Below are 19,590 nucleotides of genomic sequence, written 5' to 3' on the forward strand. Positions count from 1 at the left end.
TTGCACAGTGCGGTCACATCTTATCTCGGGCCGTACCTGTTTTCTCAGGATAAATAACCGGATGACTCGGTTATTTGCCGGGAGTTGTACGGGTTAAACAAACTGTGATATCTTCTCCCACCAGGTGTACTTTCGGTATCCCTCTCATTTTTGCATAATCAAAGGCTTCTTCCATGGTATCAAAAACACAGTTCTCCGTCAGCACGCCCTGGTCCTCCAGTGTCCTGCGATGGTGGACTGCTTTTGATAAAAATTTCATATCCGGTGCGAACACCAAAACCTCCGGTATAGCTTCCGGCATGGGCTGGACCTTCTGGCTTGCCAGGTCCACATTGATGCAGAATCCCACAGAACAGTGGTCTTCCCCAAACTCCTTAATGAGCGTATCGTAACGCCCGCCGGACAGCACCTGCTCCCCGATTCCCCGGAAATATCCCCGGAAAATAAGATCTGTATAATACTCTGCCAGGTTCACAAGGCCCAGATCAATGATCACTTTATCTCCCAGTCCCAGTGTCTGCAGATATTCATAAATACCCTTTAAGTAATCCAGGCTCTCACGGGCACCGTTCTCATCAAACAGTTCATATGCCTTTTCAAACACCTCAGACCCGCCGAACAGTCTCGGCAGTTTCAACAGTGCCTGTGCAGCGCGGCTGTCCTGGTATTTTCCCAGCATGTCTGTGAGGGAGGCATAATTCTTCTGTTCGATCTGGAAACGTATGTCCTCCTTGGTATCCTCATCCACATCCAGGCTGTCCATGATGGCCTTAAAGTATCCGATATGGCACAGCTCCAGGCGGTATTTGCCTCCGCTTATGATATCCAAGCTTCTGGATGCCAGCTCTACCACTTCCAGGTCGCTTCGCAGAGGCACTCCGCCGATCAGTTCAATGCCCACCTGGTTGATCTCCGTACTCTTTCCCTTCAATTCCGGGAACATACGGTAAATATTCTGGTTATAAAATAAACGGAGCGGCATCGGCATCCCCTTTAACCGGGTAGCCGCCAATCTGGCCGCGGGCACTGTACAATCGGGACGCAGTACCATAAGCCTTCCCTTATGGTCTGTGAGTTTGTACATGGTCTCCTTTGGCAGATATTTTGCCGCCTTTCCAAACACATCATAAAATTCCAATGCAGGTGTCATCACCCGCCGATAACCCTGGGCTCCAAACAGGTCCTTAAGGGTTTTTGTCACCTGAGAACGCTGGTCACACTCTCCAAACAGCAAATCTTTTGTTCCGTCCGGTGTTACCTTATCATAATATCTCATCTGCTGACCCTGCCTTTCTGCGTTATTTTTCATACTGTATGCTGCACTTTTGCTGCTCTTTATTCTGTATAATGTCATGTATGCTCTGCCTTATAAGTATATGTATTGTGCTTCGTTCACTTTAGCGTGCTACCATAGTAACATCTGACTATAAAGTTGTCAACACGCTTTTTGAGAAATTCCGGATGTTTATGTAAAAAAACACCCTTCCTCTTATATCATTGCAACCGCCCACCTCCATATGGTATACTGAATACAGGTAAATACGCGGAATCACCGCTAAAAAAATAATCGGGGGTTATATGTTTAAGAAGCGGAAAACTTTCATCCTGAGCACCACGACTGCTGCCGTTCTGGTACTTATTATCGCTTTCTATTTTTTCCAGCAGATACGCCTCGGTGTGGAGAGGGACAACCTGAGCAATCTGTCCGCATTCGGCACCCAGCTTGACGCACACTTCGATCAGATGAACAGCAAATATTTTTCTGTCCTGGAAAGCTGCCTGGAGGCTGCGAACCGCAACGGATATGTCAGCCGGGAAGATATTCTTGACTATTTCAAGGGCAGACAAAATATCTGGAAATACCGTACTGCCGGGATCATGGATAAAGAGGGCGGGTACATGACTGTTGACGGAGACACCGGAAGCCTGAAGGACCTGAGTTTTCAGGAAAAGAAAGCCGGATACATTGATAATGACAGCATGACTATTGTGAATTTTGGTATCGGGGATGAACTTTTATATTATGTGGAACTTGAGGAAAGCATGGAAAGCGCCTCAGAAATAGCGGGCATCTTCATGACACCTGCTTTTGACGAGCTGGAATATCTTCTGGCTCTGAATGTATATACGGAAGAGAGCTATGCCACGGTCATAGACAAAGAGGGAAATATCCTTCTGAAACCGCACTATGAATACTCCATGATGATAACAGACAATTATCTGGACAGTCTGGCGCAGTCCGACCTGAAGGGACCGAAGCCGGATACTCAGCTTAGAAATGACATGGCTGCCTGCGCATCCGGTTCCCTGATCTTTTCCTGGATGGGCAAACGCAATTATCTGGTGTATATGCCCGTAGGCAACAGCTCCTGGTACCTGCTGGTCACAGTGCCGGCCAATGTGCTGGAGACCACCACCCGCTCTTTCCGGAATTTTATCATTGCCGCTGTGCTGGTGACGGTTGTTCTGCTGTTGTGTTTCTGTACGATTTACTTTACGGGACGGCAGCGCATTATTGATGAAAAAAACAAAGAGATACTTGCCAAAGAGCAGATAAGCAAAAAGAAACTGGAGGCAGCACTGGACGAAGCCAAACGGGCCAATCAGGCGAAGTCCGTATTCCTGTCCAACATGTCTCACGATATCAGGACGCCTATGAATGCCATCATCGGCATGACGGGGATCGCCCTTGCCCATATTGATAAAAAGGAAAAAGTACGGGACTGCCTTGAGAAGATTTCCTCTTCCTCTGCGCATCTGCTTTCCCTGATCAATGATGTCCTTGACATGTCCAGAATTGAAAGCGGAAGGCTGACACTGAACAGCGAAAGTTTTAACCTGAAGGAACTGCTCGATACTCTGTCGGGAATCATCCAGCCCCAGATCGCCAGCGGGAATTTTGACTTTACTGTGGATATGGAGGAAGTCAAACACGAAGACCTGATCGGCGACCCGCTCCGGTTCAAGCAGATGTTCCTGAATATAGTGGGAAACTCTGTAAAATTCACGGACCCGGGCGGCAGAATCCGCGTGAAGGTACAGGAAATCCCCTCCGGTTCGGATGATACCGTGCGGTTCCGCTTTATCTTTTCAGACACGGGCATTGGCATGTCTCCGGAGTTTCTGCAGCGGCTTTTCCAGCCCTTTGAGCGCTCCGACGCACCCAGAGCTTCCCATATGGAGGGAACCGGCCTTGGCATGGCCATCACCAAGAATATCGCGGAAATGATGAACGGAAATATCCGTGTTGAAAGCAGGGAAGGTGAGGGAACTACCTTCTATATTGAACTGCCCTTTAAAAAGGATGTTCCCCATACCCTCCGGCCTGATCCCTTCAAGGAACTTCCCTTTATGTCCGCCACCGAATCAGAGAAACAGGCAGATTATTCAGACCGCCGCCTTCTTCTTGTGGAAGACAATGAACTGAACCTGGAGATAGCCAAAGAACTGATCTCCGTCACAAATGCCCGGATAGACACAGCAGTAAACGGGCAGGAGGCACTGGACATGGTAACCTCCTCTGCACCCGGATATTACAGCCTTGTGCTGATGGATATCCGTATGCCTGTCATGGACGGGTACGAAGCGTCACAAAAGATACGCAGTACAGGCAGACCGGATCTGCAGGAGCTTCCTATCATCGCCATGACAGCCAACGCATTCGCGGAGGACAAGGAGCAGGCGCTGGAAGCCGGAATGAACGGCCATGTGTCTAAGCCCATCGACCTGCGGGAGCTGTATCGTATCCTGGAGAAATATCTGGCGTAAAAAAGGAGCCCGGCATGCCGGACCCGTAACATGTGTTTTTCCATGGCTGTCTACACAGTCATCATCCCCGCCAGCCATACACTGGCCGCAATGCCTGCAAGTGTTGCAAGCAGAGCGCCGGGTATGGTATAGCGGGTATTTTTTACCTTTGCAGCTATAAAATAGACGGAGACGGTATAGAAAATAGTCTCCGTACAGGACATCATCACAGAGGCGATCAATCCAATCCTGGAATCCGTCCCGAATTCTTTGAAAATATCCAGTACCAGTCCTGTGGCCGCGCTGGAAGAAAACATTTTCACTATAGTCAGCGGAACAAGCTGGGCCGGGAATCCCACTGCTCCGGTCAGCCTGCCAAGCTGTCCGCCCAGCATATCCAGAAATCCGGATGCCCGCAGAACCCCCACGGCCACCATCAAACCTATGAGGGTGGGGAGAATCTGCACAACTGTCTTCAGACCATCCTTTGCACCTTTCACAAAATCCTCGTACACATCACATTTCATCAGGATTCCAAATCCCACTATGTAAAACAGAATAAGCGGAATGATAACTTCCGACAAAAAGAGCAAAATCCTCATACACTCACCGGCTGTCCCGTCTTTCTTCTAGTTTACGCGAAAGCCGCTCAAAAAAGTACCGGTATTGCAGCCGTTCCGGATCAGCCGCCTTTCACCACATTTTTCTTCCATCTTCCGGACAGCAGGAACCACACGATCAGAACCAGGCTGCCCGCTGAAGCTGCCGGGGCGCCGATTCCCACACCCATAATTCCCATTCCCATAATGCTGCCGAAGAATACGCTGGCCGGAATCCGCAGAAGCAGCGCGGAGAGCATGGAATTCATCAGTGTAAATGTGGTGTGTCCTGTGGCGATAAAAAGACCGTTCAGACAGAAGCAGAGCGGCACGAGCAGGTAATCAAAGCTGAAGGTACTGATATATTCCACACCGATCTTTATCATCTCCGCATTGCTGCTGTCAAACAGCCGCAGTATATCCTCCGGGAATACTCTGACCAGAATGAAAATAAGGTAACTGCAGACCACTGCGGCCAGGGTTCCCACTCTGCAGGTCTTCTTCACCCTGTCCCACTGCCCTGCCCCTACATTCTGGGCACACATGGTGGAAATGGAGCTTCCCATAGCCACTGCAGGCATAATGGCAAACCCGTTGAATTTTCCCACTACACCAACGGCCGCGGATGCATTGACACCTCCAATGGAGTTTACCAGTGCCGTTATGATCAGAAAGGAAAAGCTGGTCACTCCATTCTGAATGGCTGCCGGCGTGCCGATCTTAAAGATCATCTCCAGCTCCCGTTTATAAATGCGGAAGGAGGAGGGGCGGAAATCAAAGACAAACCCGTTCTTTACCATATAGATAATGCACAGGATCATACTCAGCGCCTGGGAAATCACGGTGGCAACCGCGGCACCGAAGGCTCCCCATCCCAGGCCCGCCACCAGTACCAGGTCCAGGACGATATTGGTCACACAGGCGATCAGGACAAAATAAAAGGGCCTTTTGCTGTCCCCCATTCCTCTCATAACTGCTGACAGCACATTATAGCCGAATATAAAAATAATACCCGTCAGAGTCACCGTCAGATAGCGGCTGGCCTCCTCAAAGGATTCCTCCGGTGTGCGGATCCACCCCAGTATCTGTGTTTTCAGAAGAAGGGACACCACGGTAATGATGACAGCGGCGCAGATCAGAGTGGTCATCAGTGTTGCCACGGCCCTGCGCATCTCCTCCCTCTTCTGCGCCCCCAGATACTGGGCTATGAGTACGGTTCCTCCTGTACAGAGCCCTACTACAATATTCGTCAGAATAAATGTCACCTGGCCTCCGATATTCACGCCGGACATACTGACCGTACCGCTGAAATTTCCCACGATCAGCATATCCGCTACATTATAACAGGACTGGATAATATTGGACACCAGAAACGGGACGGCAAACAGGATCAGCTGTTTTACCACATTTCCCTTAGATAGATCTTTCTCAAAACTGCTCATATTTCACAACTCCTCTTTAGCATATCACTGTAAGCCTTCCAAATCTCTGCGGCAGACAGCATGGCATGTCTGCATGCTTTTCACCTGACTTTGCCGCTATTCGGGACTGACAGTTCTGTCTTTTATTATGAACCATATATCTTTTTTCTGCAATCCTTTATCTCTCATTGGATATTAGCACTATTCTTCTTTTTATCCGATAATGCTAATTTTGATACAAAATTCCATAGAATCCATACCTGTTTTCGATATAATAAGAATTAACAAAGCAAAGCACACGAAAGGAAAAGGAGAAGGTAGATATGATGACATTGGTGATTATGGCGGCTGGTATGGGAAGCAGATATGGCGGGCTGAAACAGATTGATCCGGTGGGAAGACACGGGGAATTTATCCTGGACTACTCCGTCTACGATGCCGTCAAGGCCGGATTTGACAAGGTGGTATTTATCATTAAGAAAGAAAACCTGGATGTATTCCGTGAGACCGTGGGAAAACGCCTGGAAAAAGTCATTCCGGTGGAATATGCGTTCCAGGAGATCACAGAGGTTCCCGAGGGCGTGAAGGTTCCCGAAGGCCGCACCAAACCCTGGGGCACAGCCCATGCGGTGTGGAGCTGCAGGAATCTGGTGGACGGTCCTTTCGCTGTCATCAACGCGGATGATTTCTATGGAAGGGAAGCATTCAGGCTGCTTCATGATTTCTTCCTGGAACAGCCCGAAGATACCTCCAAATATCATTACTGCATGGCCGGCTACCTTCTCAGGAATACCCTGACGGAAAACGGCCACGTGGCAAGAGGTGTGTGTACTGCTGACAACGGATATCTGACCACGGTTACCGAGCGGACCAAAATACAGCGGAACCAGGGACAGACACAATTTTACGAGGAGGGCCAGGGCTGGACGGACATTGATGAGAACAGCATTGTGTCCATGAACTGCTGGGGCTTTACCCCTGATATATTCGGTGAGATCGAACTGCAGATGCAGAAGTTCTTTAAAGACAGCACAGACGGCCTTGCGAAAAAAGAATTTTTCCTGCCCTCCGTGGTTCAGGAGCTGATGGATGCCGGAAAATGTGATGTAAAGGTTATGGACACCCCAGCCAAATGGTATGGCGTCACCTACCATGAGGATAAAGAAAAAATTGTAGCTTTCATTGAGCAGATGATCGGCGAGGGCGTATACCCGGAAACCCTCTGGAACGGAAAAGGAGAATGAAAATGCTGGATAAGATCAAAAACGAAATTGTAAAAGCTTTCCTCTTTGACGGAGACTTTATCTACGCGGAGCCATTTGGATGCGGACATATTAACGCCACCTATGCCGTGTATTTCCGACGGGAGACAAAACCTCCCGTGCGTTACATTCTGCAGGCAGTCAACACCACTATTTTTACGGACCCTCAGGGCCTGATGGAGAATATCCAGGGCGTCACCTCCCACCTCCGGAAAAAAATACAGGAGCAGGGCGGTGACCCTCAGCGTGAGACACTGACACTTGTCCCCACGCGTGACGGGAAGCTCCTCTACGAGGACAGTGACGGCGGATTCTGGAGAAGCTATCTTTTCATTGAAAATGCTGCCTGCCACCAGTCCGTGAACCGTCCGGTACTCTTCACCAACGCGGCAAAAGCATTCGGACATTTCCAGAAGCTGCTGGCTGACTATCCGGCTGATACGCTGCATGAGACCATTGCGGATTTCCACAATACCGTGAACCGATATGAGCTCTTTGAAAAAGCAGTGGCAGAAGATAAAGCAGGCCGGGCCGCCTCCGTAGAAAAAGAGATCCGGTTTTTCCTGGACCGGAAGGCGGACGGTGCTGTTGTGGTAGACGCCATTAAGGAAGGACGCCTTCCCCTGCGCGTTACCCACAATGACACCAAATTAAATAACATTATGATGGACAATGATACCGACGAGGGAATCTGCGTCATCGACCTGGATACCGTTATGCCCGGTTCCGTGCTCTATGATTTCGGTGACAGCATCCGTTTCGGCGCAAGCACCGCTGACGAGGATGAACAGAATCTTTCTCTTGTCTCTATGGATCTCGGTCTCTTCGAGGCTTACACAGCCGGTTTTCTCTCCGAGGCAGGTGCATCCCTGACAGATGAGGAGATCCGCCTTCTCCCGTTCTCCGCCAAACTTCTGACCCTGGAGTGCGGAATGCGTTTCCTGACAGATTATCTGAACGGAGATACCTATTTCCGCATCCACAGGGAGCATCACAACCTGGACCGCTGCAGGACACAGATCACGCTTGTGGCGGATATGGAACGGAAGATGGAGGAAATGAAGAAAATCGTGGCTAAATATGTAAACAGAACTTGACTAATAGAAAAAACTGGCGTAAGATACGGACAATCCGATTTTACACCAGTTTTTTTATGCAAAGGAGAAAACATATGGAGCAGTCCCTGTCTATTGAACGTATACTTAAAGAGCTATATCACATATCCGGTTTCCGCATCAGCATTTATGATACGAATTTCCGGGAAATTGCCGCCTATCCCAGGGAACTGGGATGCTTCTGCGGTCTGATCCAGAAGCATCCGGAGGGAAAACGCCTCTGCGTGGAACATGATACCATGGCCTTTGGACGTGTGCGCGAACAGGAAAAACTCCATATCTATAAATGTCATTTCGGACTTTATGAGGCTGTTGCCCCTCTGTACAGCTTCGGCACCCTCACCGGTTATCTGATGATGGGACAGACGCTGGAGGCCGGACCGGATGCAGACCGGACGCCTTATGAGATGGCCCTTCCCCTTGTAACCGATGCCAATGCCCTTGAGGAGGCCATTGCCGGCATTCCTGTCCGGGAACAGGGGACTATTGACTCTCTGGTAACCATCATGGAAGTCTGTGCCCAGTACATTACACTCAGCAACCGTATGAATCTGTCTAAAAATGAGCTTGTCAGTGAAGTGCACAACTACATCCAAAAGCACTATGACCAGAAACTCACCATTGATGACCTTTGCCGCCAGTTTTTCTGCAGCCGGGCCTCCCTGACCAGGAAATTCAGGGAAACCTATCACATTTCCATCCATGACTATATCTGCCAGGTACGTCTGGAAAACGGATGCAGACTCCTCCGGGGTACGTCCCTCAGCATCGGAGAAATCGCGTTTTCCTGCGGCTATGGGGACCAGAACTATTTTACCCGGGCCTTCTGCCGGACCTATGGGATGACACCCATGCAGTACAGGAAAAAGGAAACGATATAATCGGCCTGTGTTTCCATCACATTCCGCTTATGATCCCAATACACAGATTCAGGACGCCGCACAGGCTCATGACCAAAATGGGATTCCATTTCAGTTTTCGCAGCACCGCAAAAGCTGCCAGAAACAATCCCGCCCCGACCCAGTTGACTGCTTGCAGGCTGATCCCTGAGCCCGCGAAAAGCACCACGCGCAGTATGGAGATACCTGCCGCCGCAATGAGGGCCACCACAGCCGGTCTCAGACAGGCCAGTACAGACTGCATGGCAGATACGCCTTTGTATTTGTAATAAATGCAGGCCAGCAGGGATACGATCAGACAGGATGGCAGAATGCAGCCAAAGGTGGCGATGACAGCCCCCTGCCAGCCGGCTATCCGGATTCCCACAAATGTGGCAGAATTGACAGCTATAGGGCCGGGAGTCATTTCCGCTATGGTGATCAGATCTGTAAACTCACCCATGGTCAGCCATTTATGCGCCTCCACCACCTGATTCTGAATCAGGGGCATTGCCGCATAGCCGCCGCCCACACTGAACATTCCCACCTGAAGAAAGCTTAAAAACAACTTTATATAGATCATGCTGTCTTCCCCTTTCTGTATATCCAAAATGCCTTTCCGGCCCCAATGATACCGGCAGTCAGAATGATATAAATGACATTCACGTCAAAGAAGAAAGTAGCTGCAAAGGCCGCTGCCATAATGGCAATGCTGAGTCCGCTTTTTTCTTTGAACACATTGCTCCCCAATCCGCATACCACATCGAGGATCACTGCGGCAACACCTGCCTGCATCCCCTTTAACACCAATGCCACATACACATTGCTGGCAAATGCTGCATAGAAGAATGATATAACGGACAGGATGAGCATGGGCGGAAGAATGGTCCCCAGCACCGCTGTCAGCATCCCGGCAAACCCGCACACACGCCAGCCCACTAAAATAGCGGCGTTTACGGCAATGGCCCCCGGTGAGGACTGGGCAAGCGCCGCCAGATCCAGCATTTCCTGCTCATCTATCCAGTGGAGTTCATCCACAAACTTTCTCTTCATAAATGTGACAATTACAAATCCCCCGCCAAATGTAAAACTGCTGATATACAGAGTACTGAAAAACAACTTCAGCAGCAGATATTTTTTCTTTGTCTCTGTCTTTTCCATTTCCTTATAATGCCTCCTTTTCTTCATCATATCCCTTGTGTATCAATATGTAAAATGCTATTATTTTATTGATATAATATCATTTTAGTTATGAATCGGAGGAAAAACATGACGATAAGACATATGAAGATTTTTCTGGAGGTTTACCGGCTGGAAAATATCACGCAGGCAGCGAAAAACCTTCACATGACACAGCCTGCTGTTACGAGAACGATCCAGGAGATCGAACAGCATTACGGGGTACGATTATTTGACCGAATGAACAGAAGGCTGTTCGTAACGGAAGCCGGGCGGCAGTTCTATGCACAGGCACTTCATATTGTGGAGTCCTTTGATAGGTTGGAAAAGGGACTGCTGAACGGGGACGCGTTTGGTGTGCTGCGGGTGGGGGCAAGCATTTCCCTCGGGAATTTTTTTCTGCCTGATCTGGTAAGTGCATTTTGCAGGGAGCGGCCGGACATGAAGGTTAAGGTGATGATCTCCAATGCGGGGAACCTGCAGAGAGGGCTGCTGAATAATGAGCTGGATCTTGCCCTGATCGAAGGGGGGATTTCCGAGCCTGAGCTGGAGACACGGGCTTTCTCAGAGGACAGGCTGGTGCTCATTGTGCCTGTGGGGCATGAGCTGGCGGTTAAAGAGAAGGTGTTTGTAAGGGATTTAAAGGAGTATGATCTTCTTGCAAGGGAGAAGGGGAGCGTGGGCAGGACACTGGTGGACCATGTGTTTGCAGTGAGAGGGATGACGCCGGAGCCTCTCTGGGAGAGCGCCAGTACGCAGGCGATCATTAAAGGGGTGCAGAAAGGGATTGGTGTGGCAGTGCTGCCGGAGATGCTGGTGGAGAGGGAAATATCGGAGGGAAGGGTTTGTAAGAGGGAGATTGAGGATGAGGGGTTTGAGAGGGTGCATTATGTGGTATGGCATAGGAATAAGTTTTTGACGGATGGGGGGAGGAGGTTTATGGATATGGCTGTGGAAAAGGGAGGGCAAAAGGGACGGTAAAAGAGGCGCGGGGCCGGGGGCGGGAAAGCATTCCAGGCCTGCTCGAGGCTCCGAGCGGCTCAGCTAACCGCCTAGCATTCACTAAATTCGTCGGCAGAGGCCTCCTCATTAAGTGACTGCTGACGGTGGATCTTCGCCTCTCTCCGCTTAGCCTCGCCTGCCTGGAATGCTTTCCCGCCCCCGGCCCCGCGCCTCTTTTACCTGACTTTGGATGCGGCTGGAGTAAAAAAACTGCAGGGGTTCAGTTGGTTGGCTGGACCCTGCAGTTTTAGTTATTCGGTGGATAGTGATTACCCGGTATTTAAAGATAGTGTTACTCGGCGTTTGCTGCGTCGGTGTTGTCAGTGTCAGAGGCTCCGGTATCGCCTGTATTGGTGTCGCCGGTGTCAGCGGCTCCGGTATCGCCTGTATTGGTGTCGCCGGTGTCAGCAGCTCCGGTATCTCCTGTGTTGGTGTCGCCGGTGTCAGCGGCTCCGGTGTCACCTGTGTCGGTGGTTTCGGGCTGTTTGAAGGTGTAGGAGTCGGAATCAGTTAAGGTTACTTTTTTCCAGACTTTTTTGTCTACGTCTATTTTGGTGTCTTTGCCCCACTCTTTCAGGAGGTCATTGTAGGCTTCCTGTTTGCGCTCGGTGATGATGCTTTCTTTTTTGGACTGAGTGGCGTCCTCGTCGAAGGTGGCATCCATGCGGGCAACATAGTAGGCGTCCTCGCCTTCAATGACTTCAGGGGCTACCTGTCCGTCGGTCAGGTACTTAACGGCTTCCTTGAGTTTATCGTCCAGGGCAGTGTCGTCGCTGCCGAAGGTTTTGGTGGATGCAGTCAGGTTCTCGTCCACCTCTTTGGCAAGGGCATCCATATCTGCGGCTGCCGGGTCTTCCTGGGCATTGATTTTGTCAAGGACGGCCTGAGCCTGGTCTTTTTTGGCCTGTTTTTCTTCGTCGGTCAGTTCCACGGTTTTGCCTTCCTCATCCTGGGTTCCGGCTGTGGATATCTGGCAGACGGTTATTTTGCTCTGTGCAGCTTCGGAATCCTCCACATTGGTGTCCACATCAGCAGTCATGGGGTCGTACATTTTTTCCTGGTAGGTGTAGAACTCCAGGATGGTTTCAATATCAGACTGGCTGACAGCCAGTTTGGCAATGGTTTCTGCATCGTTGTCATCCATGAATTTCTTGGCTGCCTCTTCGATTTTTTTCTGCTCGTCCTCTGTGATGGTCACGTCATAGTCCTTGGCATGCTGTTTTAAGAGTACCATGTTATGTATCTGGTCCATCATGTCGTCTTTGGTGTTTTCACCGTAAGTTTTGCCGTCCTCGCCTTCCTGATCCCAGATTCCGGCCGTGGAGCCGCCGAACATGGAATAGTATGAGGCCATCTGTGCCTGTGTCATGCGAAGCATCATATTGGCCGTTCCCAGAGTTATTTTATCATCACCGCAGGTAGCAGCTATTTTCGTTCCGTCCAGTGATTTCCCGCAGCCAGCAAGGCTTGTGGTTCCCAGAACCACTACAAGTCCCGCGCAGGCGAGAGTTTTTGTAAATTTATTCATAAAGTCCTCCTGTGTTTTCCTGTTTCCCCAAGGGGTATGAGATAAAGCATCGGCCATAGGGTGCGCCGACGCTTTATAGTATAAGCTTTTTTTCCGTTCAGGGCAAGGGATTTTCCTCTTTTTCCTGTAAAATCCCCTCAAATTCGTGGAGAATACCGGACAATATTTCCATAGCGTCCAGAATCTCTTTTGGCCTGCGGCCCTTTAAAGATACCAGGAAATATGGCTGGCCTTCCATACGCATGGTCATGTTGTTCTTATATTTTTCCAGAATAGCCGGGAATCCTGAAGCGTCCAGTTCTGCACGCTCAAACATGGAAATTTTCACCTCTGTGCCGTTCTGTTTGATCTCACGCACATAGACTTTGTGAGCAAGGGCCTTCAGATTGGCGATCGCCAGCAGGTTCTGTACGGATTTCGGCGGCTCCCCGAAACGGTCCATGAGCTCCTCCAGCATATCCTCGTACTCCTCCTGGTTCTCTATGCCGGCAATGCGTTTGTATATGTCCAGCTTCTGGTATTCGTTTGGAATGTAGCGGGGAGGGATGAAGGCATCCATATCCAGGTCGATGGTTGTCTCGAAGTCCTCCTGCTGTTTGATTCCTTTTGCCTCCTTTACCGCCTCACTCAGCATCTTGCAGTAAAGGTCATATCCCACTGCCTCCATATGGCCGTGCTGCTCCGCGCCCAGTAAGTTTCCGGCACCGCGGATCTCCAGATCACGCATGGCGATCTTGAAGCCGCTTCCCAGATCCGTGAACTCACGGATGGCATGAAGGCGTTTTTCCGCCACTTCCTTGAGCATTTTGTTCCTCTTATACATGAGGAATGCGTAGGCGGTGCGGTTGGAACGGCCCACGCGGCCCCTGAGCTGATAGAGCTGGGACAGGCCCATCTGGTCCGCATCGTGGATGATCATGGTATTGGCATTGGAGATGTCCAGACCCGTCTCAATGATGGTGGTGGAGACAAGCACATCAATCTCACCGTTGATAAAACCATACATGATCTTCTCCAATTGATGCTCGTGCATCTGTCCATGGGCAAATGCCACATTTGCCTCCGGGACCAGCTTTGCTACCCGGTTGGTGATCTCATCTATGTCATTGACCCGGTTATAAACGTAATAGACCTGGCCGCCCCGGGCGATTTCCCGGCTGACAGCTTCCCGGACCATCTCCTCATTGTACTCCATGACATAGGTCTGTATGGGAGTTCTGTCCATGGGGGCCTCCTCCAATACGCTCATGTCACGGATACCGATCAGGCTCATGTGCAGGGTTCTCGGAATAGGAGTAGCTGTCAGCGTGAGAACATCCACATTTTCCTTCAGACTTTTGATCTTCTCCTTATGGGTCACGCCAAATCGCTGCTCCTCATCCACGATGAGAAGGCCCAGGTCTTTGTATTTTACGTCTTTTGAGAGAAGACGGTGGGTGCCGATAACAATGTCCACCAATCCCTTCTGCAGATCTGTTATGGTCTTCTTCTGCTCCGCCGGTGTTTTAAAACGGCAGAGCAGGTCCACACGGACCGGAAAATCCTTCATTCTCTGGATAAAAGTGTTGTAGTGCTGCTGTGCCAGAATGGTTGTGGGGACAAGATACACTACCTGTTTGCTCTCCTGCACGGCTTTGAAAGCTGCCCGGATGGCGATTTCTGTCTTGCCGTATCCCACGTCGCCGCAGACCAGGCGGTCCATGATCTTCCTGCTCTCCATATCGTGTTTTGCAGCATCAATGGCATTTAGCTGGTCTTCCGTCTCCTCAAAGGGAAACATCTCCTCAAATTCCTTCTGCCACACTGTGTCAGGCCCGTACTGATAGCCGTTCTGGGACTGTCTGGCAGCGTAGAGCGCCACCAGATCCTTGGCAATGTTCTTTACAGCGCCTCTTACCCTTGTCTTTGTCTTCTTCCACTCCTGACCGCCCAGTTTGTTGAGTTTCGGCGCTTTCGCATCCGCTCCGGCGTATTTCTGCAGCATATCAAGCTGGGTTGCCAGAATGTAAAGATTGCTCCTGCCGGAGTATTCGATCTTAATATAATCCTTGACGATTTTGTCTACCGTGACCTTCTCAATGCCGCGGTAAATACCAAGGCCATGGTTTTCATGGACTACATAGTCGCCCACATTCAGTTCGGAAAAGCTCTGGATCTTCTTTCCGCTGTACTCAGTCTTCTTCCTGCGCTTTTTCTTCTCCTGCCCGAAAATATCGGTTTCGGTGATCAGGACAAATTTGATCAGCGGGTATTCAAATCCGCGCTTTGCGTGGCCGTAGGCAGTCATGATCTCGCCCGGGGATATGGTTCTGTCCATGTCCTCCGTGTAAAAACTGTTGAGTTCCTGTTCCTGAAGGTCCTGGGCAAGCCTCTGGGCCCTTGTCCTGGAACCGGAGAGGAGAAGCACCTGGTAGCCGTTCTTCTTCCAGTATTTCAAATCTTTAACCAGCAGCTCAAAGCTGTTGTTATAGGAATTCACAGATTTTGTGACTGTGCGGTACTGTCCGTTTATTTCCCAGTCTGCTTTCTGCTGCTCCATGGTACAGACGGATACACAGTTTTTCCGGTTCAGACGGTAGACCACCTTTTTCCATCCGCACAGCAGGTCTGTCTGACCGGCAAGGAGGTAGCCTTTTTCCAGGCGGTTCTTCATGCTCTCCCGAAATTCTGTCTCCACAGCCTCCCCTTTTTCCAGAAGACGGTTTGTCTCATCCAGGAATACAAGGGTATTATCCTCATCAAAATAGTCCAGAAATGTCACAGGCTCCTTATAAAAATAACGGATAAAGTGTTCTGCTGCCGCAAAGTCCTCGAACTCCTTCATGGCATTTACCGCTTCCTCCACCGTGTTTTTAAGTCTGCCTGCCTCCTCTGTGAGAAATGCCTCCCGGAGCTTTCTCACAGATGTATTCTTTTCCTTCTCAATGGCCTTTAAGCCCTTTTCCAGTACCTCCTGGGTCAGCACCATTTCCGCCGCGGGATAGATGGTGATCTCCTCCAGATTTTCTATGGAGCGCTGGCTCTCTGTCTCAAAGCTTCGGATAGAATCAATCTCATCGCCCCACAATTCTATTCGAATAGGGTTTTCCTCCGTGAGAAGAAACAGGTCCACAATACCGCCGCGGATGGCAAACTGTCCCGGCGCTTCCACCTGGGCGCTGTACTCAAATCCCATGTTGATCAGATCTTTTTTCAGCTTTTGAAGGTCCAGCACACTGTCATTTTTAAAATGCAGCACGTGCTGCTCAATGACGGACAGCGGCAGCAGATAATCCATACAGCCGCCCATACTGGTGATGACGGTCACACCTTTCTTCTGCAGAAGGGCTGCGATCACCTGCATCCTCTGTTTCGTCAGCAGATTTCCGTGGATATCTGCCTGGAAGAAAATCAGATCCTTTGCAGGGTAGAGAAGCACCTCTTTGTCGTAAAAACGGTAATCCTCATAGAGTTCTTTTGCCTTCAGGTCATTTTCGGCAATGATGAGACAATTGGTATTGTCTCGCTTCCCGTCCTGCCTCATGCCCTCAAACAGGCCGTACATCACATGGGCTTTCTGGGATTCAATGCAGCCGGACAGCTGCAGAACACCCCTGTTCTTTGGAAGGCGGCTTCTGATTTCCTGATATTCATTTAAATTTAAAAGTGGCTGTATGACTGCTTGCATATCCCTCTCCTGTTACCCGGCATTTATGTGCAGATATCCGCCCCGCCGCAAAACGGTTTTCATAGGCGGATACCCGCTGTAATCCATTTGACTGAATCATTACTTCTTTTTTGCATTATATTTGTTCATGGCAGCATCTATGCCTTCACTGAGTATCACTTCCACTGCATCCGCAGCCTCCCCGATGGCTTTATCCACTTCCTCCCTCTCCTGGGTGGAAAAGCGGCCCAGCACATAATCAGCCAGATCCCAGCCTGCCGGTTTTGCGCCCACACCCACCTTGATACGGTAAAAATTCTGGGTGCCGAGCTGTGCGATAATGCTTTTCATTCCATTATGCCCTCCGGCGCTGCCTTTTTTCCGGATGCGTATCTGTCCCGGCTCCAAATCTATGTCATCGTAAATGACGATCAGCTCTGTCTCCGGGTCTATTTTATAGTAATTGATGAACTCCCGTACAGAATCACCGCTCAGGTTCATATAGGTAAGGGGCTTTGCCAGTATCACTTTTTCACCGGCGATCATCCCTTTGCCGTACATTGCCTTGTGCTGGATGCCTGATCCGGGAATCCGATGCCGGTCAACCAGCTCGTCCACGGTATCAAACCCCATATTGTGGCGGGTTCTCTCATACTGTTTTCCCGGGTTTCCAAGTCCTGCAATTAAATACATGTGGTTGGTTCTCCTTAGTTATTTCCTCGCTTTTTTAGTTGAAATATACCAGTTCTTCTTTCAGCGGCTCTGTCTGTTCCACGGATACTGCGGTGAGCACAGGACCCTCTTTATTGTAGAAGTCCATATACTCATAATCCACTTCTGCCACGACCTTCACCCATTTTCCTGTTCTTAAAGAACGTGCTTCCGGGCTTTTGCAGACATAGCCGATAAATGTGGTATCATCCGCACAGCAGGTCATAGCCATACGGCCGGGCACAAACATATCTTTCGCAAATTCTCTGGATTTTAAAACCATGCCTGTGAAAGAAACCTTTTTCCCTTTGTAGGTTTCCGGATGGTCCATGGCGTCAATGAACCAGATACCGTAATCCTCGTCCATGATCTCAATAATATCTGCGTTTACGTCAAAAGGCATTTCATCTTCAAAAATATTTTCAATCTCGCCTTCCTCATCCTCGAAGATGATCTCTGCTGCCTGATTCACTACTTTCACACTTCTGCGGAAGGTTGCCAGCGGCATCCCCTGCTCGCAGCGGTTAAAAAGAACCATGTCCGCATTTCTTATCATTTCCACAAAAAGGGATTTCATGTTGTTCATATACACCTGGAAGGTGCTGGCATCCACCGTCACAATGTGCTGGACGATTCCCCAGCCCTTTGGCATATCCATCTCTTCCAGTTTACTCAGCTGCCACATGCCGTTGTATTCAATAATAATGCGGGCCGGATTGTAAAATGCATCGTATGCCACAAGACGCTCCGGCGTCAGTTCCTCGGGGTTGTCCAGGATTTCCACAGAAGTCCTGCTCTTTTTTAATGCCTGTTTGTCAAACTCCTCCTCACCTTCCTCACAGAAGATCAAAAGTGTGGGGCCGTCTATCTGAAAATAATCCTGTTCAATGGTAAAATTCAGGAAAGAGGTCTTGCCGCTCTCCAAAAATCCTGCCATGAGATAAATAGGTACTGTAATTTCATCCATTTTTCCACGTCCTTTCCCTAGAGCTTGTTCTTATGCCAGTTTAAAAAGTTTTTCCAGACTGCTTTCTTTGAGCTTGGAACCAATCACACAGATCCTGCCCGTATATTCCGGTGAACCTTCGCGCACATCTGCCTCGCCCGGTACCATGTCAAAATAAATCCAGCTTCCGTTTTTGCCTTCTACCATTCCTTTTGCACGAAGGATCATGCCGTATTCCTCATCGTCTGACAGTGCTTCCAGAATAGCATGGATTTCTTCTTCTGTGTAAGTTTTGGCTGTCTCGCGTCCCCAGCTGGTGAAAACTTCGTCTGCGTGATGGTGATGATGGTCATGGTGGTCATGGGTGTGACCGCAGCCGCAGGATTCGGTGTGGTGGTGGTCGTGATCACATCCCTCTTCATGGTGATGGCCGTGGCCGCATTCCTCATCATGGTGATGGCTGTGGCCGCATTCCTCTCCGTGATGATGGTCATGACTGCATTCCTCTCCATGGTGATGGTCATGATCACATTCCTCTCCATGGTGATGCTCATGACCGCATTCCTCTCCATGGTGATGCTCATGACCACATTCCTCTCCATGGTGATGCTCATGACCGCATTCCTCTTCATGATGATGCTCATGGTGTCCGCCGCATACCGGGCATACTTCCTCTTCCAGAAGCTCTTTTTCCAGAGAACGGTTATTTTCCATGGTATCCAGAATTTTTGCCCCTGATAATTTTTCAATCGGTGTTGTGATAACTGCAGCCGACTTATTCAATCCGCGGATTATCTGAAGGGCTGCGATCACCTTCTCCTCTGCCGCTTTGTCCGTTCTGCTCAGGATAATAGTCCCTGCATACTCTATCTGATTGCTGAAAAATTCACCAAAGTTCTTCATATACATTTTGCATTTCATAACATCCACAAGTGTTGTGAAGCTGTTGAGTTTTATGTCAACCTCTCCTTCCACTTTTTTAACTGCTTTGATCACATCGGAAAGTTTTCCTACACCTGAGGGCTCAATGATAATACGGTCCGGCTCATACTTCTGAATCACCTCTTTTAAAGCCTCCCCAAAATCTCCGACCAGGGAACAGCAGATACAACCGGAATTCATTTCACGAATCTCAATTCCGGCCTCCTTCAGAAAACCGCCGTCGATACCAATCTCTCCGAACTCATTTTCAATGAGCACTACCTGCTCGCCTTTGTATGCCTCTTTCAGAAGCTTTTTAATCAAAGTTGTCTTACCTGCTCCCAAAAAACCCGAAAAAATGTCAATCTTTGTCATCTCTGTCTCATCCTTTCAAAATTAATTTTATTTATATTGTGTCTGAGTATGTCTGAAACTTATTATCTGCCTGTAAATCCAGCCAATTTCATATCCGTCCACGGCCGGCATCTCCCTGCCCGGCCATAACACGGTAAAAGGGGACGAAAGTACCACTTCCGCCCCTGCTGTGCATGAATTTGTCCAAAACGCTTTTGCGTTCTTATCATATTATCATATGTTGATAGAAATTAGCAAGATTTTTTCGTCCAGAAAAAGAG

At 49.4% G+C, this 19,590-nt stretch carries 15 protein-coding genes; 5 read left to right on the forward strand and 10 right to left on the reverse strand.

The features are described 5' to 3' along the window. Positions 1 to 70: 70 nt before the first annotated feature. Entirely contained in the window at positions 71 to 1,276 is a 1,206-nt protein-coding gene (gene hisZ / locus WMO65_RS10980; protein ID WP_227210444.1) for an ATP phosphoribosyltransferase regulatory subunit, read from the reverse strand. Between the two features lie 302 nt (positions 1,277 to 1,578). On the opposite strand from hisZ, the gene WMO65_RS10985 reads away from it, so the two are divergent. Further along, complete coding sequence (locus WMO65_RS10985) at positions 1,579 to 3,768, forward strand: ATP-binding protein (protein WP_052099556.1); 2,190 nt, start codon at positions 1,579 to 1,581, stop codon at positions 3,766 to 3,768. 50 nt (positions 3,769 to 3,818) lie between these two features. On the opposite strand, the gene WMO65_RS10990 is transcribed toward WMO65_RS10985, so the two are convergent. Beyond that, positions 3,819 to 4,349 (reverse strand): spore maturation protein, encoded by a 531-nt coding sequence (locus WMO65_RS10990; RefSeq protein WP_033142108.1) that lies wholly within the window; start codon positions 4,347 to 4,349, stop codon positions 3,819 to 3,821. Between the two features lie 80 nt (positions 4,350 to 4,429). Then, a complete protein-coding gene (locus WMO65_RS10995) occupies positions 4,430 to 5,788 on the reverse strand; it encodes an MATE family efflux transporter (protein ID WP_033142107.1) in 1,359 nt (452 codons plus the stop codon). Positions 5,789 to 6,090: 302 nt separating this feature from the next. Here WMO65_RS10995 and WMO65_RS11000 point away from each other — a divergent pair, with 302 nt between their 5' ends. From WMO65_RS11000 to WMO65_RS11010, 3 genes are all read left to right on the forward strand, one after another. Continuing rightward, complete coding sequence (locus WMO65_RS11000; RefSeq protein ID WP_103731218.1) at positions 6,091 to 7,011, forward strand: nucleotidyltransferase family protein; 921 nt, start codon at positions 6,091 to 6,093, stop codon at positions 7,009 to 7,011. A gap of 2 nt (positions 7,012 to 7,013) precedes the next feature. Continuing rightward, positions 7,014 to 8,126 (forward strand): phosphotransferase enzyme family protein, encoded by a 1,113-nt coding sequence (locus WMO65_RS11005; protein WP_187370551.1) that lies wholly within the window; start codon positions 7,014 to 7,016, stop codon positions 8,124 to 8,126. A gap of 74 nt (positions 8,127 to 8,200) precedes the next feature. Further along, on the forward strand, positions 8,201 to 9,025 hold the full coding sequence (locus WMO65_RS11010) for a PocR ligand-binding domain-containing protein (RefSeq protein ID WP_187370552.1): 825 nt from the start codon (positions 8,201 to 8,203) through the stop codon (positions 9,023 to 9,025). A 16-nt stretch (positions 9,026 to 9,041) separates the two neighbouring features. Here the strand turns inward: WMO65_RS11010 and WMO65_RS11015 are convergent, their stop codons facing one another. Together WMO65_RS11015 and WMO65_RS11020 are read right to left on the reverse strand one after the other, a co-directional pair. Beyond that, positions 9,042 to 9,605, reverse strand: coding sequence for a chromate transporter (locus WMO65_RS11015; RefSeq protein ID WP_148391930.1), 564 nt, complete (start codon positions 9,603 to 9,605; stop codon positions 9,042 to 9,044). Then, the gene (locus tag WMO65_RS11020; protein ID WP_148391931.1) at positions 9,602 to 10,183 is read right to left on the reverse strand and encodes a chromate transporter; all 582 of its coding nucleotides are present in this window, start codon (positions 10,181 to 10,183) and stop codon (positions 9,602 to 9,604) included. The genes WMO65_RS11015 and WMO65_RS11020 overlap by 4 nt, the downstream gene beginning before the upstream one ends. A 108-nt stretch (positions 10,184 to 10,291) precedes the next feature. Between WMO65_RS11020 and WMO65_RS11025 the strand changes: the two genes are divergently transcribed. Beyond that, on the forward strand, positions 10,292 to 11,182 hold the full coding sequence (locus WMO65_RS11025) for a LysR family transcriptional regulator (RefSeq protein ID WP_148391932.1): 891 nt from the start codon (positions 10,292 to 10,294) through the stop codon (positions 11,180 to 11,182). Positions 11,183 to 11,495: 313 nt separating this feature from the next. Here the strand turns inward: WMO65_RS11025 and WMO65_RS11030 are convergent, their stop codons facing one another. The 5 genes from WMO65_RS11030 to WMO65_RS11050 all read right to left on the reverse strand — a co-directional run bounded on the left by WMO65_RS11030 (position 11,496) and on the right by WMO65_RS11050 (position 19,330). Then, on the reverse strand, positions 11,496 to 12,731 hold the full coding sequence (locus WMO65_RS11030) for a peptidyl-prolyl cis-trans isomerase (RefSeq protein ID WP_243128788.1): 1,236 nt from the start codon (positions 12,729 to 12,731) through the stop codon (positions 11,496 to 11,498). Positions 12,732 to 12,828: 97 nt separating this feature from the next. Continuing rightward, entirely contained in the window at positions 12,829 to 16,398 is a 3,570-nt protein-coding gene (gene mfd / locus WMO65_RS11035) for a transcription-repair coupling factor (RefSeq protein ID WP_148391933.1), read from the reverse strand. Positions 16,399 to 16,497: 99 nt separating this feature from the next. Beyond that, positions 16,498 to 17,070, reverse strand: coding sequence for an aminoacyl-tRNA hydrolase (gene pth / locus WMO65_RS11040; protein ID WP_033144205.1), 573 nt, complete (start codon positions 17,068 to 17,070; stop codon positions 16,498 to 16,500). 34 nt (positions 17,071 to 17,104) lie between these two features. Next, positions 17,105 to 18,055 (reverse strand): TIGR03943 family putative permease subunit, encoded by a 951-nt coding sequence (locus WMO65_RS11045; RefSeq protein ID WP_148391934.1) that lies wholly within the window; start codon positions 18,053 to 18,055, stop codon positions 17,105 to 17,107. Between the two features lie 30 nt (positions 18,056 to 18,085). Beyond that, positions 18,086 to 19,330, reverse strand: coding sequence for a GTP-binding protein (locus WMO65_RS11050; RefSeq protein ID WP_148391935.1), 1,245 nt, complete (start codon positions 19,328 to 19,330; stop codon positions 18,086 to 18,088). Positions 19,331 to 19,590 lie beyond the last annotated feature (260 nt).

The organism is Blautia caccae (genome assembly GCF_040095955.1).
Taxonomy (GTDB): domain Bacteria; phylum Bacillota; class Clostridia; order Lachnospirales; family Lachnospiraceae; genus Blautia; species Blautia celeris.

Coding starts and splice junctions, on each gene's coding strand:
- WMO65_RS11045 (WP_148391934.1), bottom strand. CDS start 18,055: ATGGATGAAATTACAGTACCTATTTATCTCATGGCAGGATTTTTGGAG.
- WMO65_RS11005 (WP_187370551.1), top strand. CDS start 7,014: ATGCTGGATAAGATCAAAAACGAAATTGTAAAAGCTTTCCTCTTTGAC.
- WMO65_RS11020 (WP_148391931.1), bottom strand. CDS start 10,183: ATGGAAAAGACAGAGACAAAGAAAAAATATCTGCTGCTGAAGTTGTTT.
- WMO65_RS10990 (WP_033142108.1), bottom strand. CDS start 4,349: ATGAGGATTTTGCTCTTTTTGTCGGAAGTTATCATTCCGCTTATTCTG.
- pth (WP_033144205.1), bottom strand. CDS start 17,070: ATGTATTTAATTGCAGGACTTGGAAACCCGGGAAAACAGTATGAGAGA.
- WMO65_RS10985 (WP_052099556.1), top strand. CDS start 1,579: ATGTTTAAGAAGCGGAAAACTTTCATCCTGAGCACCACGACTGCTGCC.
- hisZ (WP_227210444.1), bottom strand. CDS start 1,276: ATGAGATATTATGATAAGGTAACACCGGACGGAACAAAAGATTTGCTG.
- WMO65_RS11010 (WP_187370552.1), top strand. CDS start 8,201: ATGGAGCAGTCCCTGTCTATTGAACGTATACTTAAAGAGCTATATCAC.
- WMO65_RS11050 (WP_148391935.1), bottom strand. CDS start 19,330: ATGACAAAGATTGACATTTTTTCGGGTTTTTTGGGAGCAGGTAAGACA.
- WMO65_RS11015 (WP_148391930.1), bottom strand. CDS start 9,605: ATGATCTATATAAAGTTGTTTTTAAGCTTTCTTCAGGTGGGAATGTTC.
- WMO65_RS11000 (WP_103731218.1), top strand. CDS start 6,091: ATGATGACATTGGTGATTATGGCGGCTGGTATGGGAAGCAGATATGGC.
- WMO65_RS10995 (WP_033142107.1), bottom strand. CDS start 5,788: ATGAGCAGTTTTGAGAAAGATCTATCTAAGGGAAATGTGGTAAAACAG.
- mfd (WP_148391933.1), bottom strand. CDS start 16,398: ATGCAAGCAGTCATACAGCCACTTTTAAATTTAAATGAATATCAGGAA.
- WMO65_RS11030 (WP_243128788.1), bottom strand. CDS start 12,731: ATGAATAAATTTACAAAAACTCTCGCCTGCGCGGGACTTGTAGTGGTT.
- WMO65_RS11025 (WP_148391932.1), top strand. CDS start 10,292: ATGACGATAAGACATATGAAGATTTTTCTGGAGGTTTACCGGCTGGAA.